Genomic DNA, 17,731 nt, shown 5'->3' on the forward strand with positions numbered 1-17,731 from the left:
CATAGCAAAATGAATGGCAACAGAAGCAAAAAACATTGAAAGTCAGAGAGAAATCAGCATTTGTTGGCTAAGGAGAGATCTTCGCCTTAATGATCAATCTGCCTTATACCATGCCCTAAAAGGGAAATATCCAGTTCTGCTTCTTTTTATTTTCGATAAAACTATTTTAGATAAACTATCAAACAAGGCCGATGCTAGGGTAACATTTATACACTCAGCATTAGAAAAATTAACTGCCGAACTTAACTTGAACGGGTCTTCCTTACTAGTAAAATATGGCAAAATAGAAGAAGTATGGCCTCAAATTTTAGCTTCATATAAAGTACGTGCTGTATATGCAAACCACGATTACGAACCCTACGCCACCAAAAGAGACGATAGCTTTTATGAATATTTAAGGAGTGAAAAAATTAAGTTTTCAACCTATAAAGACCAGGTTATTTTCGAAAAAAGTGAAGTTATTAAATCAGATGGAAAGCCATATAGCATTTTTACGCCCTATTATCGCCTCTGGTTAAAAAATTTAGACTCCTATTCTATTAGGCCTTATCCAACACAAAAATATTTCAACAATCTATTTCAAACTCCGGCGCTTTCGATTCCAAGTTTAGAGGAGTTGGGATTTGAAAAGTCTAACCAACTAATTCCATCCCCGAATTTTGAGCCGAAGCTTAAAGGTTACGATATAAACCGTGATTTTCCTTCGCTTGATGCCACTACACGCCTTGGGGTTCATCTGCGTTTTGGTACGGTTAGTATACGGGCAGTAGTTAAAGAGGCCTTAGAACGCAAAGCTGAAAAGTGGCTTTCTGAACTGGTTTGGAGAGAATTTTACATGATGATTTTATGGTTTTTTCCTCATATCACGGATCAGGCATTTAAACCAGAGTACGATCAAATTGAATGGCGTAATGATGAGGTTGAATTTATGGCATGGTGCGAGGGTAAAACGGGTTATCCTATTGTTGATGCTGGAATGCGACAATTAAATGAAACAGGATTTATGCATAATCGTGTGCGGATGGTTGTAGCCAGTTTTTTATGTAAGCACTTACTGATAGATTGGCGATGGGGAGAAGCCTATTTTGCAGAAAAACTATTGGATTATGAACAGGCTAGCAATGTAGGTGGATGGCAGTGGGCATGTGGATCAGGAAATGATGCAGCACCTTATTTTAGAGTCTTTAATCCGGAGTTGCAGCTTAAAAAATTTGATCCTAAAATGGAATATGTGCTAAAATGGGCCCCTGAATATAAAACCATTCAGCCACTCCAAATTGTTGACCATCCCTTTGCAAGGGACCGTGCACTCAAGGCTTACAAAAAAGCCTTAACGTAAAAAGGGCCCAACAAACGTGAGCCCTTATTTCATATATTGGAATGCCTATTTTGCTATGCTAACAATTTCTACATCAAAATCAAGTATTGCATTTGGGGGTACGCTTCCTCTTCCAGCTGTTCCATAAGCTAAATCTGAAGGCACAAAAAATCTTACCTTGGTTCCTTCTGTCATTCCTAACAGAATATCCCATCCTTTTATTGCTTCTCCAGTTGCCTGATAAACAAAAGTAGCATCTCCAGAAGTATCGAATACAGTTCCATCAAGGAAACGGCCGGTATATTTCACAGTTACCGTAGAACCGATATCTATCGCATTGCCAATACCTATAACACTTCTGTTATAATAAACCCTGAGAGGACTTTTAACTGCCGTTATACTTTTAGCAGCCAAGAAGTCGCTTATAGTTTTATCGTCGATCTTCCATTGCGCTGTTTCATTATAGGTTGAAAGTTCGGATACAATAACCTCGTTAGAAGGTACGGATGTATTCCCGTTTTTGCCGTAGGCCAAGTAAGATGGCAAAATAACCCTAACCTTTGAGCCTCTATTTATGCCGGCCAGTGCAATTCTATAAGAAGCTGGAGAGGTATATCCTACATAATTTCCTTCATTGCCGTAGGCAGGGGATGTGTAATATACTGTTCCATCAAGAGATTTGATAGCTAATTTATAGAAAACCGAATCTTTATTTAATAATGGCGCTCCAGCGCCAACGGTTAAAACCTGATAATAAAATCCAGTAGGATCTTTTGTCATGGTTAAATTATTTTGTTTGATGTAAGCTTGAATTTTAGCATCATCAATACTTTCTATTGATTCGTATTCCTTTTTACAAGAGTTAAAAAGAACTAATATGCCCAAAAAGGCAACAGAATATAATGTTAATTTTTTTAGCATTTGTATATTATTGTGCATTTAATAAATCGATAGTAAAGTCTAGAACAGCATTTTCAGGTATTCCAGCACCAGGTGAAGTATTTTTATAGGCTAAGCTCGAAGGGATAATCAATCTAATTCTCCCTCCCTTTTGGATCAACGGAATTCCTATTTGCCATCCTTGGATTAAATTCCCTAATGCAAATGTAGACGTAGTTGATGATTTATCGAAAACATTTCCATTCAATAATCTACCTTCATAATTCACCGAAACATTAGTTGATGGCGAAAACGTTACATTACCAGAACCTGGAGTAATAATTTGATAATAAATTCCAGAACTATGCTTTACTGCAACAATACTATTTTTTGCAATAAAATCTACAATCAGCGCATCATCTATTTTTAATTGTTTATCAGCATCGTAATCTTCTTTTTTACAGGATGAGAAAGCCCCAACTATTAAAAGAAGGCCTAAAAGTATTCGAGTTTTTAACATAATTGCACAAAAATAAGCTTTTATTGCCGATAGCACAATTTTTAACCATTTTTAACAAATAAAGTCTAGCGCATAGGCATGGAGTAGGGCAGCCCTAAGCGCTCAGCACTATGCCTAAAAGCAGTACTTATTAGCCCCTATGATCTGTTGAGCAACATTTTGTCGGGCTTGCTTTACGTTAAAAGGCTCTATTTTTGTAAATCTGCGCAATCCAACAAGCATCATTCTTTGTTCATCGCCCTCGGCAAAGGCCCATAGTGCTTCTTTGCCGGCTTTCTGAACGCCATCAACTGCTTCCACAAAATAGATTTTCATCATATCAAGTTGACCTTTGCAGGCCTCTTCTCCCCGCATGCTCACTAATTTTTCTGTTCTTAGCATTGCTGATTCGGCCACATATACATAACTGGCCATATCGGCGATGTTCATTAAGATCTCCTGTTCCTTAGAAAGGCTCATCATCAATTTTTGAACCGCGGCTCCAGCAACCATTAACGTTGCTTTCTTAAGATTTTGGATTATTTTTTTCTCTGCAGCAAATAAGGTGGTATCCTCCTCTCCAAAATCTGGGATCGACATTAGTTCTGCCGCCACCGCGGTTGCTGGGGTCATTAAATCCAATTCGCCCTTCATTGCCCGTTTTAGCATCATATCTACGGTCAACAATCTGTTGATTTCATTTGTACCTTCAAATATTCGGTTAATGCGGGCATCTCGATAGGCCCTATCCATTGGTGCATCTGCTGAGAAACCCATTCCACCATAAATCTGTACTCCCTCATCGGTAACGTAATCCAATACTTCAGAACCCCAAACCTTTAAGATGGCACATTCAACAGCGAACTGTTCTGTAGATTTTAATTTTGCTTTCCCAGCGTCGGTGCCTTTGGCAACTAGCTCATCATAAGCATCGTCAATATTTTGTCCGGCACGGTAATTAGCTGATTCAACTGCATAGATCTTAGTTGCCATTTCCGCGATTTTAAAACGGATTGCCCCATACTTTGAAATCGGTCGTTCAAACTGGATCCTTTCATTAGCATAATTTACCGCTTGACTTAAAACTTCTTTCGAACCGCCAATCGCCGCAGCAGCCAATTTAATCCTCCCGATATTCAAGATATTTACTGCGATTTTAAACCCGTTCTCACGGTCAGAAAGCATATTCTCAACCGGAACAGTGCAGTCGTTAAAAAATACCTGTCGGGTCGATGAGCCTTTAATACCCATTTTATGTTCTTCTGGGTTCATTGTAATCCCACCAAATTCTTTTTCTATAATGAAGGCCGTAAGATTTTTATCATCGTCTATTTTTGCAAATACGATAAAAATGTCTGCAAAACCCGCATTGGTAATCCACATCTTCTGACCATTAATCACATAATGCTTTCCATCCGCAGATAATCTTGCCTTTGTTTTTCCGGAGTTTGCATCTGAACCAGAATTTGGTTCGGTTAAGCAGTAGGAGGCCTTCCATTCGCCAGTGCCTAATTTTGGAATATATTTCGCTTTTTGCGCCTCACTTCCATAATACAATATCGGTAAGGTTCCAATCCCGGTATGGGCTGATAGGGCGACCGCGAATGAATGTCCCGCGCCGCAAACATCTGCTACCAACATTGAGGTATTAAAGTTCTTTCCAAAACCCCCAAATTCTTCGGGAATGGAAACGCCCAAAATCCCAAGTTCACCGGCCTTATCCATCAGTGATGGCATAAGTCCCTCTTCCTGGCTATCAATTCTATCTAAAATAGGATTGATTTCGATAGCTAAAAAATCACGGCAGGTTTGCGCAATCATTTGCTGCTCTTCATCAAATTCTTCGGGAATAAATACATCCTGAAACTGGGTTTCTGTAATTAAAAATTCACCACCCTTGATTGTTTTTTTGCTTGTAGTTTCCATTTTAGTATTGAGTAATGCGTATTGCGTATTGAGACATAGTTCAAACGTTACGCTAGTAATTTTATCTTGTGTTAATGAGTATTTCGCCTACTTATCTTCATTTAGGTTAATTATTTATATGCTATTGCGAATTTGCATCATGCAGTTCGCCTGTCTCAATACGCAATACCATATCTCATATCTTAAAAGACCTCAAACACCCCTGCCGCCCCTTGTCCGGTGCCCACACACATGGTTACCATCCCGTATTTCTTGTTCTGTCTTTTTAGTTCGTTAAATAGTTGAACAGAGAGTTTTGCCCCGGTACAACCCAATGGATGGCCTAAAGCTATTGCCCCCCCGTTTACGTTTATTTTTGATGGGTCAAGTCCTAAGGTTCTGATAATTGCCAACGATTGGGAAGCAAAAGCTTCATTTAATTCTATTAGTTCTATATCTTCCTGTTTTAGTCCGGCTTGTTTTAAGGCTTTCGGAATAGCTTCAATAGGACCTATACCCATAATTCGTGGTGGTACACCGGCAACCCCATAACTTACTAAACGAGCTATTGGCTCGGCTCCCAATTCTTTCATTTTTTTTTCTGAAACCACCAAAACAAAGGCTGCACCATCAGAGGTTTGCGAAGAATTGCCAGCTGTAATGCATCCATTTGCAGCAAAAACAGGTTTAAGTTTCGCCAGTTTTTCTACTGTAGTGTCCGCTCTGGGTCCTTCATCTGTATCCACTACATACGAACGGGTTTGCCTCTTCATATTGGCATCCAAGTAATTTTCATTTACAGTAATCGGTAAGACACCTGCCTTTAAATGTCCATTTTTTATGGCTTCTACTGCTTTTTTATGCGATTGATAAGAAAACTCATCCTGGTCTTCCCTACTAATGCTGTATTCTTTTGCAACAGCTTCTGCAGTAAGTCCCATCCCCCAGTACCAATCGGGATTAGTTTTAGCTACATCTGGATTTGGCACCAATTTCCATCCGCCAAATGGCATTCCCGACATGATTTCTACACCACCGGCCACGATACAATCGGCCATGCCCGACTTAATTTTGGCTACAGCTGTTGCAATGGTATCCAGACCAGATGCGCAGTAACGGTTAATGGTTACGCCAGGTACTTTATCGGTGTCTAGTCCCATCAAGCTGATCATACGGGCAATATTTAAACCCTGCTCAGCCTCGGGTGTAGCGTTACCCACAATCACGTCGTCTATCTGCTCTTTGTTTAAATTTGGTACCGATGCAACCAATTCTCGGATTACATTAGCGGCGAGTTCATCCGCACGGGTAAAACGGAATACTCCTCGTGGGGCTTTTCCCACTGCGGTTCTAAGTCCGGCTATAATATAAGCTTCATTCATATTTTTCGTATTGCGTAGTGCGTATTGCGTAGTGGGACAATATGCCTACAGTTCACTGTTATTTCAAAGCTGCCTGGAGCTTATAATTCATTTTTTGTAATTCGTCTATATTATCTAATAGCCTTTCACACATAATTTCATCCATAAATCCCAACTTTTCAGCAATTACCAATTGTGTTTGTAGTTCGAAAGAAGAACCATTTGCAATGCCTAAAAATTGTTTAAACTCTCCTGTTGTATTCCTGCCTGCTCCTTCTGCTATATTAGAAGGAACTGAAACAGCACATCTCCTCGTTTGAGAAATCAATCCAAAACGTTCGTCCGTCGGAAAGTTACTAGACACTTTATAAACGTTAACTGCTAGGTCAATTGCCTTTTGCCAGATTTTTAATTTTTTAATTTCATGCATAATCTTAAATTTAAATTTTGCACAATAAGGATTTGTATGTCAATTTTTGCTTAATACATATGTCCCAATACGCACATCGCAATACGCTATACTAATTTCTCAACGGTTTACCCTTAGTCACAATCGACTGGATTCTCTCCAGCGTTTTTCTTTCTCCACAAAGTGATAAAAATGCTTCCCGTTCTAAATCCAGTAAATATTGCTCTGTTACTTCTGTTGGCGATGAAAGATCTCCACCACATAGCACCCAGCCTAGTTTTTCAGATATTTTTTTATCATGTTCAGAAATATAATTTCCAGAGAACATGGTATTTGCTCCGGCATAAACAATCCCTAATCCTTGCTTGCCCAATACTTTAATGTCTTTCCGTTGGATGGGCTTGGTATACCCTGCATCCGCCAGTTCAATTGCTTTTTCTTTTGCATCTGCAATTAAGCGACTCCTGTTCATGCTAATTGCATATTTATCTTTTTGAAGATAACCCAATTCAAAAGCTTCAACCGCAGAAGTCGAAACTTTGGCCATCCCAATGGTTAAGAAACGATCTTTCATGGTATTCTGCACAATTTGATCTGCTCTATATTCGTCTGATGCCCTTAAAGCAAATTCTTTTGTACCGCCTCCGCCTGGAATTACACCAACTCCAAATTCAACCAGACCCATATAGGTTTCGGCATTGAGTTGCACAAAATCGGCATGTAAGCTGAACTCGCATCCCCCACCCAGTGTTAAATTATGCGGCGCAACAACTACCGGAATTGATGAATATCGAATGCGCATTGATGTATTTTGGAATAACCTTACTGCCATATTCAATTCTTCCCACTCCTGTTCTACGGCCATCATAAAGATCATGCCCACATTGGCTCCAGCTGAGAAGTTTGCCCCATCATTGCCGATTACCACACCACGATAGTCTTTTTCGGCCATATCTATTGCTTTATTAATGGCTGATAAGGTATCCCCTCCAATAGTATTCATTTTAGAGTGGAATTCTACATTCAATATGCCATCGCCTAAATCGATGATAGAGGCACCAGCATTTTTATAAAGCACTTTATTTGCCCTTAAATTATCGAGGATGATAAAGCTATCGGTTCCAGGAATGGCCTTATAACTCTTTGAAGGAATATCATAATACTTTTTAATCCCATCTTCCACCTTGTAAAATGAGGTATGTCCTGCCCCTAACATTTCGGTAACCCATGCAGCTGGAGCGTGTCCATAGCGTTTCATTCCATCAAGCGAAGCTGATATTCCAACCGCGTCCCACACTTCAAATGGACCTAAATCCCAACCAAAACCCGCTCTCATGGCATCATCAATTCGGTAAAGTTCATCGGCAATTTCTGGAATGCGATCAGAGACATACTCAAATAAGCCATAGAATGATGCCCTGAATAATTCTCCAGCTTTATCTTTTCCTTCCGCAAAAACCTTCATCCGGTCTTTTACATTTTCGATGTTTTTGGTAATCTCCAACGTTGGCGATTTAACCTTCTCTTGAGGCCGGTATTCGAACGTTTTCAGATCAAGGGCCAAAATTTCTGTTTTGCCTTCGGCAGACTTGGTCTTTTTATAAAAGCCCTGATTGGTCTTATCGCCCAACCAATTATTGGCCTCCATTTTTTTTACGTAATCCGGAAGTTGAAATAGGTGGTGCGCTTTATCATTGGGGCAGTTATCATACAAACCTTTGGCTACTTTAACCATGGTATCCAAACCTACCACATCTGTTGTACGGAACGTGGCAGACTTTGGCCTACCTAAAGCAGGGCCCGTAAATTTGTCCACTTCCTCTACCGTAAGTTCCATTTTTTCTACCAGATGCAAAAGTGACATAATCGAATATACACCAACCCTATTGGCAATAAATGCGGGAGTATCCTTGCAAAGAACAGTGGTTTTACCTAAAAATTTGTCTCCATAATACATCAGAAAATCTACAATCTCTGATTTGGTTGAGGAAGTAGGTATAACTTCCAATAATCTTAAATAGCGTGGCGGGTTGAAAAAGTGCGTTCCGCAAAAGTTGGCTTTAAAATCATCGCTTCTACCCTCTGCCATCATATGGATCGGAATTCCAGAAGTATTTGAAGTGACCAACGTTCCGGCTTTGCGAAATTGTTCAACCTGTTCGAAGATTTTCTTCTTGATGTCCAAATTTTCTACCACCACCTCTATTATCCAATCATAATTAGCGATTTTAGGCATATCATCCTCAAAGTTGCCCGTACTTATCCGCTTAAGCACCGATTGCGAATAAATTGGCGATGGATTGGTTTTAACCGTAGTTTGAAGCGCGGTGTTAACCACACGGTTTTTAACCATTGGATGGGTTAACGCTAATCCCTTAGCGGTTTCTTCAGTATTTAGTTCCTTTGGTGCAATATCTAAAAGAAGTACCTCTACACCGATATTGGCGAAATGGCACGCAATACGAGAACCCATGATACCCGAGCCTAATACTGCAACCTTATTTATCTTTTTGTTCATCATAATTTGGGTGAATAGGCCAACGTTAGCTGATTAACTTTTTCTAATGCAGCAATTAACTGCTCTTTTTCTTTTGTAGTCATTTTTTCATTAAGGTATTCGTTAAAAGATACCACCACATTTCTGGCCAGCTTCCGCTTCTCAATTCCAAATGGTGTTAAAAAAACTTTTACCGATCGCTTATCACCAGAGGCAGTTTCTCTATAAATTAGACCGAGCTCTTCCATATTGTTCAACATTCGAGATAAACTCGTAGCTTTAACCCCCAGTAAGGCTGCTAATGCCGAAACGGCGGTTCCTTCTGCCTCAATATTAATAAGTACATACCCAATGGCCTGAGTAATCCCAAAACCCGAGGCAATTTGGTTATAGGTGTTGGAAACATTTTGCCAAACCACCTTCAGAAAATAATCTACTGTTTCTTTCTGCTTCATTAATTACTATGCTTGCATAACAAATTTATAATTAAAAAAAATAGGATGCAAGGGGAAAATGAAAAAAAACCTGTAAGGTTTTCAAAAAATCTTACAGGTTTGGTGTTACAGCAAAAAAGCGCCTCGATTACTCGAGACGCTTTCTGATTAAGAGATTTAATTTGACTTAATACAAAGTAAATTCAACTCTTCTATTTTTTTGACGACCAGCGTCTGTATTGTTTGAAGCAATTGGTTGACTTTCGCCATATCCAACAGATTCGATTCTGCTTGCGTTAGCACCTTGGGATACTAAGTAAGATCTAATCGCCTCTGCTCTATCTTTAGACAATTTTAAATTAGCAGCATCGCTACCTACATTATCAGTATGACCAGCTAATTTCAAGCTAAAGTTTTTCTCAACCAATAAAGCAGCAACTCTATTTAAGGTAGGATAAGATTTAGCACGAATGGTTGATTTACCAAAATCAAATTCTAAGTTAGTAATAGCATCTGCTACAACTTTACGATCTGCCTCGGTAACTACAACTCTTTCGGTAATTTGAGGAGCAGGAACCTTTAATGGACATCCACCTCCATCAACTACTGTTCCTCTAGGAGTACCTGGACATTTGTCTAATTTATCAGCTACACCATCTCCATCACTATCTTTTAATAGATCACCCATTTCTGAACGCAATCTAGCATTTTCGGCTCTTTGTGCATCTAAATCAGATTTCAAAGCGTCAGCAGCATTTTTTGCAGCTACTGCTTGATCATATGTAGCAGCTGTTGGGCTAAAGAAAGCTAATTGTTTTCCTTTTCCTAATGCAAACTCTAATCCTGCATAGCCATAAGTATATTTATCGTTTCCATTAGCTTCACGACCATCGAAGTTATCAGCATCAACATAATTCATTGTTGCGCCAATGTCTAAGTTCATGGCTTCAGTTAAACGAAATTTAACACCTAAACCAACTGGGATATTAATTTTAGTAACCGTTGGATTTTCAACTACCAATGTTCCCGCACCTGAAGAAGTTGTAGTTGCTGTATAATTTGTAAAACCACCACCGGCAGATACAAAAAACTGCGCATTATTTTGTTGTTTAAACATGCTCCAGTTAAATACATTAGCAACAGCACTTAAGCTACCTGCATAGTTAATATCTGTTCTGAACGAGCTAAATGGGCCTCCTACGGTTGAGCCACTATTAAAAGGCTGGGTATTATCACCTTTGGTTGCACCCCTAAAACCATCTAAACGTAACGAGAAAGATGGAGTAATTTGTTTTTTAATATACAGCCCATAAGAAAAGCCTGTTTCCCAATGAGAATAATCATTTCTTCCACCCAGCGGTGAAATTGGAATAGTTGTACCAGCGTTAAGACCGATAGACCATGTCCTAAAAGGCTCCATGGTTGTGGTTGTGGTTTGCGCCGAGGCGGCATTCCCAATAAATAAACCAGCTAAAACAACTGGTATACATTTTAAAAATTTCAGTTTCATAATATTATTTTTATAAGGTTAAGCGTTTTCATACTTATCTAATGCCTATAGGCAATACCTATACCAAAATCTATAAAAAGAGTTACAGTTAGTATCAATAACCCTTATCTACAAGTGATTGAATGGGTTTTTACTATTTTAGAATGTTAAAAAGTGTTAAAAAAGTGTGTGGTTTGCTATACAGAAATATATAAAAGTGTTGGGGCACCCCGAAACAAAGAAACCTACCTTTTGTTTTGAATAAGATGGCATTATAGTTTTTAACCATCTAAAGCACACCTTAGCGTATTCGCTTCAGTTTTTTAGATATCTCCTTGCCAGCGCGATCTGGGGTGGTAAAAGTAAAGATGCTCTAGTTAATCTCTCCTGCAAATTTCCATTTAGTGGTGAAGTTTTCTGGAAGCACCTGATTGGTTAAAAGAGCCCGTACCATTTCTACAGGCATATTGTTTTCTTTTAAAATTCGATCATGGAAATCCACATTCGACATTTTGCCCCCATCAACCAGCTCTTTATGTAAAGCCCTAAATTCTAGGCCTCCTAGCATATATCCAATTTGATAGAGTGGCCCATAACCTCCCGTAAAGGACCTTCGCACTTCCGCTTCGGCATTAGCTCTTTCAAAGCCTACGCGTTCGACCAAAAAATCAATACATTGTTTTGGGGTCCATTTACCTAAATGATAATTCATGGAAAAAATGATCCTTGCACAGCGATGCATGCGCCAGAAAAGCATTCCGACTTTATCCTCTGGGGTTTTGGCGAAGTTCTTGTCCCACAAAAGCATTTCCCAGTACAGCGACCATCCTTCGGTCCAGAATGGAGTTCCGAAACCCTTCCGATAAGTTTTATATCTATTTTGCATAAAATATTGAAGGTTATGCCCAGGTATAAGCTCATGAAAAACTACGGCTCTAGAAAAATGGCGATTGTTACCCCTTAAGGTCATCATTTTTGCATCTTCGCTCATGTCTGAAGTTGGGTAGGCAATAAGAACTGATTCGCCACCCAAGAAAAAGGGCGCAAATAATTGTTCTTGTGGAGTTAGCATCCGCATTCGCCAACCTTCTTTAGCTAGCTCGGGAACATCAATCAACTTATTCTGCTCTACAAAGTCAATGGCTTCTGTTGCCAATTGATAAACAAATTCAGGTTGTTTGCCCAATTCAGGGTAGTCGGTTTTAACCTTTTCCAATGCTTTTTTCCAGTAGTTACCAAAACCCATTTGTTGCGATGCCTTAATCATTTCTGCATCACACCAAGCAAATTCCTTGTTGGCTATGGCTTCAATTTGTTCGGGCGTGTAAGCAATCATTTCGTCGTTAAGCAGCTCTAAAAAAGCCTTACGCCCTATTGGGTTGCCCAAAATGCCACTTCCATCATCCTTAACATTAGACAGTTTAGCGGTTTTATTTAATTCAGTAACATAGGCCCTCATTTCGTCTACTGCGTTTTGGTAAGCTATTTTTGTGGCCTTCGTAAACTGCGGATCGTAGCCATCATAAAACTTATACGCTTCCATGAAAACATTCAGGTATTGATTTACCGTTTGTTGAGCCCAATTTGCCTGTGCCGGACTAACCACCAACTGTAAGTTGTTAACTGCTTTAGTGGTATTTCTGATATCATCCCTTAACGTGTCGAAGATTTGAGAGGTAAATTTACCATCCTGTTGCTTGCCAACCCGTCTCTTTTGTTCGAAATCCACGATCGCTTTTGCAAATGGAATAGTAAAATTATTGGATTTAAATTCGATATAGGCTTGTTGTAGATCTCTATTATCGGCATTAATATCACGTTGGAGCAAGATATAATCAACCCTTTCATTTACGGTAAGTTTTGTGAACGGCACTTCCTTCAGCTTTGCGATCCAGGTAGCATAGAAATCTTCCATCCTATTGTAATATTCTACAGAACGTTTAAGCGTATACTTCCTATTGAGCATCTGTTCATCAGCCTGATACTGATTAATAAGCGGCGCGATAAGGCTTGCTTCATTGCTTTGCGCATGCGATAATTGAAGAAAACCAAAAAATAAAAGAATAAGTAGAGCTCTCATGAGAATTTGTTTATAGTTACGCTTCGCGGTTGATTACACCGTCCCGATAGCTATCGGGAAAAAGATTACACCGATTACCTCACCCCCGCCTCTCCTGAAGGAGAGGGGCTGGTTAACGTAAAAAGTGGAGCTTATTGATAAATCTTGTGGACTTTGGCTTTCCATCTTCCATCTTCCGTTTTACATTTTACATCTAACTACCACCCAACTGCCTTATCATCCCCTCTAGGATCCGCGCCACCTTGATAATATCCCCATTTGGTTTTTAAGATTGCGTCTACTCTGCCGATCGGTCCGCGAGGAACCATTTTATATCCTTTTTCGGTTAACTTTATCAGGGTTAGGCTATCTATTGCTTTGTCTTCCATATCTACCTGATCTGGCAGCCATTGGTGGTGGAATTTTTTGGCATTTACGGCTGCCTGCATAGATTGGTTAAAATCAATTACATTTAAAATGGTCTGAAAAACCGAGGTAATGATCGTTGATCCTCCCGGAGTACCCACTACCATAAATAGTTCTCCATCCTTTGCTAAAATTGCTGGTGTCATTGAACTTAACATCCGCTTCTGCGGTGCAATTGCATTGGCTTCTCCTCCAACCAATCCATACATATTAGGAGAACCTGGCTTAACAGAAAAATCATCCATTTCGTTGTTTAGCAAGAAGCCTGCGCCTTTTACAACAACGGCAGCTCCATAAGAACCATTAAGCGTGGTGGTAATCGATACCGCATTCCCGTCGCGATCAACAATAGAAAAGTGCGTAGTTTCTTCGTGTTCGGTTGGCGCTATTTCACCCGCACTAACTTCAGCGCTTGTGCTTGCTTTTTGCCAATTTAGACTAGACATACGTTGCTTCACGTAAACATCATCAATCAACTTCCTTTGAGGCACTGGATAGAAATCTGGGTCTCCAAGATGGGCTGCTCTGTCTGCATACACCCTTCGCTCTGCTTCAACCATTAACTGGACGGTTGAATCGGTATTAAAACCCCACTTACTTAGTGGATAAGGTTCTACCGATTTTAAAAGTTGGATAAGTGCAATTCCGCCACTTGAAGGCGGTGGCATGGTAATTACCTGATAGCCACGATAAGTGCCCGTAACAGGTTTACGCCAAATTGCTTTGTAGTCTTTAAGATCTTGTTTGGTAATGATGCCGCCTCCTCTTTGCATTTCGGCTACAATAGAGTCGGCCACTGCACCTTCATAAAACCCACTTCTGCCTTTTTCTTTAATTAAGGATAAAGTAGTTGAGAGTTCTTTTTGTACCAGTACATCCCCTTCGTCCCATTTTGTATCTTTTACCAATGCGGTACCAAGTGGATTTAATTTTACCAATCTTGCTTTTAGTCCGTTAAGTTCTCTTGCTTGGCGCGCCGAAATCTTAAACCCTTCCCCAGCCAAACGAACGGCGGGTTCAACCAATTCTTCCCATTTTAAGCGACCATATTTTTGATGGGCTTCGACCATGCCTGCTACCGAACCAGGTACACCAGCAGCCAACTGTCCATAAAGGCTTTTATCAGTTATCGGATTACCAGAAGCATCTAAATACATATCTCTGCTTGCCGATGAAGCTGCTTTTTCCCTAAAATCCAAAGAGTTGATTTCGCCTTTGGCAGAACGATATACCATAAAACCCCCGCCACCAATGTTACCTGCGTTGGGATGAACAACAGCTAGTGCAAATTGCACCGCTACGGCTGCATCAACAGCGTTTCCCCCTTTCTTTAAGATTTCGACTCCAACGTTTGAGGCAATCTCATTGGCAGAAACTACCATTCCATTTCTATATTCTCCGCTGTTATTTTTACCTAGTTGATGGCTAACGCAGCTTAAAAACAAGCTTGTGGCAATAATTACCGCAGCAAGGCCAGTAATTTTAACTTTTATAATTGTCTGCATCTTTATATATCTTTTCGATGATTGTAGCATTTTTTTCTAAGATTACTTTACGTTTGAAGCTCAATTTTGGGGTCAGTTCTCCCCCGTCAATGCTAAATTCTTTTGAGAGCAAGGCAATGCGTTTTACCTGTTCCCATTTACCAAAATCTGCACCTAAAGTGGCAATTATTCTATTGTATTTGTCATTTACCTGCTCATTTCGGATCATTTCGCCATTGGTAGTGTAAGGGATTTCTTTTTTCTCACACCAGGCTTTAAGTGCCGAAAAATTAGGAACAACGAGTGCGGCAGGGAATTTTCTATTTTCGCCCAATACCATAATCTGTTCTACCAAAGGCGATTCTTTATACCTGTTTTCTAACATTTGTGGGGCAACATATTTGCCTCCAGCCGTTTTGAAGATCTCTTTTTTACGATCGGTGATCTTTAAAAAATTTCCAGGCAGGATTTCGCCGATATCACCAGTGTAAAACCAACCGTCCTTGTCGATACTTTCTTTGGTTAGATCATCCCTTAAATAATAGCCTTTCATTACATGGTGTCCTCTTGTCAAGATTTCACCATCATCTGCTATTTTTATTTCTACCCCTTCAATTGGGGTGCCTACCGTACCGAACATTGTTGCACCAAAATGGTTTACCGTTATAACAGGAGAGGTTTCGGTGAGCCCGTAGCCTTCAAAAATAGGCATTCCTGCGGCCCAAAATATCCGGTTTAACCGTGGATTTAAAGCGGCACCACCAGAAGCCATTACCACAATATTACCCCCTAATGCTTCTTTCCATTTTTTAAATACCAACTTACGGGCGATGCCTAATTTGAACTCATACCACCAGCTGTTTTTAAGGTCGTACTTTTCGGCGAGTGCCAAGGACCAATAAAATATGGCTTTTTTTATTCCACTTAGCTCCTTCCCTTTCTCCATGATTTTGTCATAGATTTTTTCTAGCAACCTCGGAACTGTAGAAAAGGTATTGGGCTTAACTTCTTGGATATCAGCAACGATGGTATCCATGCTCTCTGCATAATAAACACTCACATTTGCATAGGCATAGAGATAGGAAATCAATCTTTCAAAAATATGCGATAAAGGCAAAAAACTGATGGAGGTTTTAATTTCTGTTGGAAAGATGATACACGATTTCATGAAATTTTTGACCAAGTTGTCATGGGTAAGCATTACCCCTTTTGGAGTTCCGGTTGTGCCGGAGGTATAAATGATGGTTAGAATATCATCCGCTTTCACCTCATTTCTATAGTGTTGCAAATCTATCTGTGTAGTTTTTCCGATATTAACCAGGTCTTCCCAATAAATTGCACCTTCAATCTCATTAAAGGTGAAAATTTGGACAGGATTTTTAAGGCTAGCATTTACCGATTTTACTTTATTATAGATAGCTTCATCACTAACAAAAACGATGGTAATTTCGGCGTTTTCTATGATAAATTTAACATCGTGCTCCGCTAGTGTAGGGTACAAAGGGATTTGATACGCCCCTAATTGCATAATGGCATAATCGCACACATTCCATTCGGGCCTATTTGCCGACATTACCGCTACACGAGATCCTTTTGAAATACCCAGGGTAGTTAATCCACGACTAAGATTATCTGTGGTTTCACAAAATCCGACCGTACTATATTTTTTCCATACACCATTAATTTTTCCACTAATAAATTCTTGCTTAGGGAAATTATCGAGGTTATATTTTAATAAGTCGAATACTCTGGTTATAGATGTAGACATGAAAGCAATTTTTTTGGCTAGCTATTAAACGACGAGTTAAAAGATTGTAATAACTGTTGTTCTCAAATCTAACAAATTATCTTTTCTAATAAAATATTTTCGGTTGTGTTAATTTCCTCCTTTTTTCATTAGTTAAGACACCTCGAACGCATTACTTTTCACCACCTAAGGCGCCTTAGACACCTCAGTGGGCAGACGCTTTGCTTTTTTCACCATCCCTGCCTGCCGGTAGGCAGGTAAGACATCTTAGAGCAGATAAGTTGGAAACGCTTTTGCACTCAACGCCAAACGCTCTGCTATTTAGTCGACAACATATTTTCCTTTACGAATCTTAAAAACGCGGGCTTGTAGGTTTCTCCGACCTGAAAAATCTCATTATTTTTAAGTTTGATAAGATTACCTTCAATTTTTCTGATTTCATTCTTAGCAATGATGTACGATTTGCCGATCCTGATAAATTCATCAGGTGACAATGCGGCTTCGATGTGGTTTAAGCCAAGGTGAGTAATAAATTTTTCGTTGGCAGTAGATATAATGATATAGTTTTTTGCAGCCTGAACCGAAATGATTTCATTGGAATTTAAGAAGTGGTAAGCATTTTTTTGGTCTGCTTTTATAAACTTCAAGTTCTTACCTTGGTTACGGAGTACAGATGGTGCTATTTCAGCGCTCAATAGATTATTTATGGTTAATGCAAATTTTGAAAATGTAATGGGTTTAAGCAAGTATTGGTTAGCTTGGACCTCAAAAGCGGATAAGGCATGTTTGGAATGACTGGTAATAAAAATTAGAAACTTACACTTGCTTCTTAAATTTTTTGCTAACTCTAAACCCGATAAATTTGGCATTTCAATATCCAAAAAAATAAAATCAAGTTGATCTGCTTCACTAATTTCTGCCAATGCTACTAAAGGATCGGTAAATACATTAAATAGGGATAAATTTGGCATATCGGCCACATATTTTGCCAATGCATTAGCGGCGAACTGCTCATCATCGATTACCACACATTTAAAAGCCATGGCACAAAATTACTAAAGGTAAGTTAAACTATTAAATTGAATTAAAAAAGAAAGGCGCATGGGGCGAAGACCGTCAGGCGTAAAGCGGTAAGATTATCCATAAATAAAAAGCCCCAATAAGATCACTCTTACTGGGGTTTAATTTTATTTGTCTATCGCTGTTACGCTTAGCGCTTAGCGC

The 17,731-nt window shown here is 39.4% G+C and carries 13 protein-coding genes; 1 reads left to right on the plus strand and 12 read right to left on the minus strand.

The genetic code is table 11. The features are described from left to right. The first annotated feature begins 13 nt into the window (after nucleotides 1-13). Nucleotides 14-1,339 carry a cryptochrome/photolyase family protein gene (locus tag AC6H0V_RS11810; protein ID WP_497560381.1) on the plus strand — a complete coding sequence of 442 codons (1,326 nt, stop codon included), beginning with the start codon at nucleotides 14-16 and terminating at the stop codon, nucleotides 1,337-1,339. A 45-nt stretch (nucleotides 1,340-1,384) separates the two neighbouring features. On the opposite strand, the gene AC6H0V_RS11815 is transcribed toward AC6H0V_RS11810, so the two are convergent. From AC6H0V_RS11815 to AC6H0V_RS11870, 12 genes are all read right to left on the minus strand, one after another. Next, the gene (locus AC6H0V_RS11815; RefSeq protein WP_497560382.1) at nucleotides 1,385-2,239 is read right to left on the minus strand and encodes an FKBP-type peptidyl-prolyl cis-trans isomerase; all 855 of its coding nucleotides are present in this window, start codon (nucleotides 2,237-2,239) and stop codon (nucleotides 1,385-1,387) included. Nucleotides 2,240-2,246: 7 nt separating this feature from the next. After that, nucleotides 2,247-2,717, minus strand: a complete 471-nt coding sequence (locus tag AC6H0V_RS11820; RefSeq protein WP_497560383.1) for an FKBP-type peptidyl-prolyl cis-trans isomerase — start codon at nucleotides 2,715-2,717, stop codon at nucleotides 2,247-2,249. Nucleotides 2,718-2,831: 114 nt separating this feature from the next. Then, nucleotides 2,832-4,622: an acyl-CoA dehydrogenase FadE gene (locus AC6H0V_RS11825; RefSeq protein ID WP_497560384.1), complete on the minus strand. Its 1,791-nt coding sequence runs from the start codon at nucleotides 4,620-4,622 to the stop codon at nucleotides 2,832-2,834. Nucleotides 4,623-4,804: 182 nt separating this feature from the next. Then, the gene (locus tag AC6H0V_RS11830; RefSeq protein WP_497560385.1) at nucleotides 4,805-5,983 is read right to left on the minus strand and encodes an acetyl-CoA C-acyltransferase; all 1,179 of its coding nucleotides are present in this window, start codon (nucleotides 5,981-5,983) and stop codon (nucleotides 4,805-4,807) included. Nucleotides 5,984-6,041: 58 nt separating this feature from the next. Then, the gene (locus tag AC6H0V_RS11835; RefSeq protein ID WP_497560386.1) at nucleotides 6,042-6,392 is read right to left on the minus strand and encodes a four helix bundle protein; all 351 of its coding nucleotides are present in this window, start codon (nucleotides 6,390-6,392) and stop codon (nucleotides 6,042-6,044) included. A gap of 91 nt (nucleotides 6,393-6,483) precedes the next feature. After that, entirely contained in the window at nucleotides 6,484-8,889 is a 2,406-nt protein-coding gene (locus AC6H0V_RS11840; RefSeq protein ID WP_497563378.1) for a 3-hydroxyacyl-CoA dehydrogenase/enoyl-CoA hydratase family protein, read from the minus strand. Further along, nucleotides 8,889-9,323: a MarR family winged helix-turn-helix transcriptional regulator gene (locus AC6H0V_RS11845; protein WP_497560387.1), complete on the minus strand. Its 435-nt coding sequence runs from the start codon at nucleotides 9,321-9,323 to the stop codon at nucleotides 8,889-8,891. The genes AC6H0V_RS11840 and AC6H0V_RS11845 overlap by 1 nt, the downstream gene beginning before the upstream one ends. Nucleotides 9,324-9,489: 166 nt before the next feature. Next, nucleotides 9,490-10,812 carry an OmpA family protein gene (locus AC6H0V_RS11850; protein WP_497560388.1) on the minus strand — a complete coding sequence of 441 codons (1,323 nt, stop codon included), beginning with the start codon at nucleotides 10,810-10,812 and terminating at the stop codon, nucleotides 9,490-9,492. A 352-nt stretch (nucleotides 10,813-11,164) separates the two neighbouring features. Next, a complete protein-coding gene (locus tag AC6H0V_RS11855; RefSeq protein ID WP_497560389.1) occupies nucleotides 11,165-12,871 on the minus strand; it encodes a DUF885 family protein in 1,707 nt (568 codons plus the stop codon). Between the two features lie 197 nt (nucleotides 12,872-13,068). Next, nucleotides 13,069-14,781 (minus strand): gamma-glutamyltransferase, encoded by a 1,713-nt coding sequence (gene ggt / locus AC6H0V_RS11860; protein WP_497560390.1) that lies wholly within the window; start codon nucleotides 14,779-14,781, stop codon nucleotides 13,069-13,071. Continuing rightward, the gene (locus AC6H0V_RS11865) at nucleotides 14,759-16,528 is read right to left on the minus strand and encodes an AMP-dependent synthetase/ligase (protein ID WP_497560392.1); all 1,770 of its coding nucleotides are present in this window, start codon (nucleotides 16,526-16,528) and stop codon (nucleotides 14,759-14,761) included. Before AC6H0V_RS11865 ends, ggt begins: the two co-directional genes overlap by 23 nt. Before the next feature lie 296 nt (nucleotides 16,529-16,824). Continuing rightward, the gene (locus tag AC6H0V_RS11870) at nucleotides 16,825-17,550 is read right to left on the minus strand and encodes a LytR/AlgR family response regulator transcription factor (protein ID WP_497560394.1); all 726 of its coding nucleotides are present in this window, start codon (nucleotides 17,548-17,550) and stop codon (nucleotides 16,825-16,827) included. Nucleotides 17,551-17,731 lie beyond the last annotated feature (181 nt).

This window comes from Pedobacter sp. NO84, from assembly GCF_059703915.1.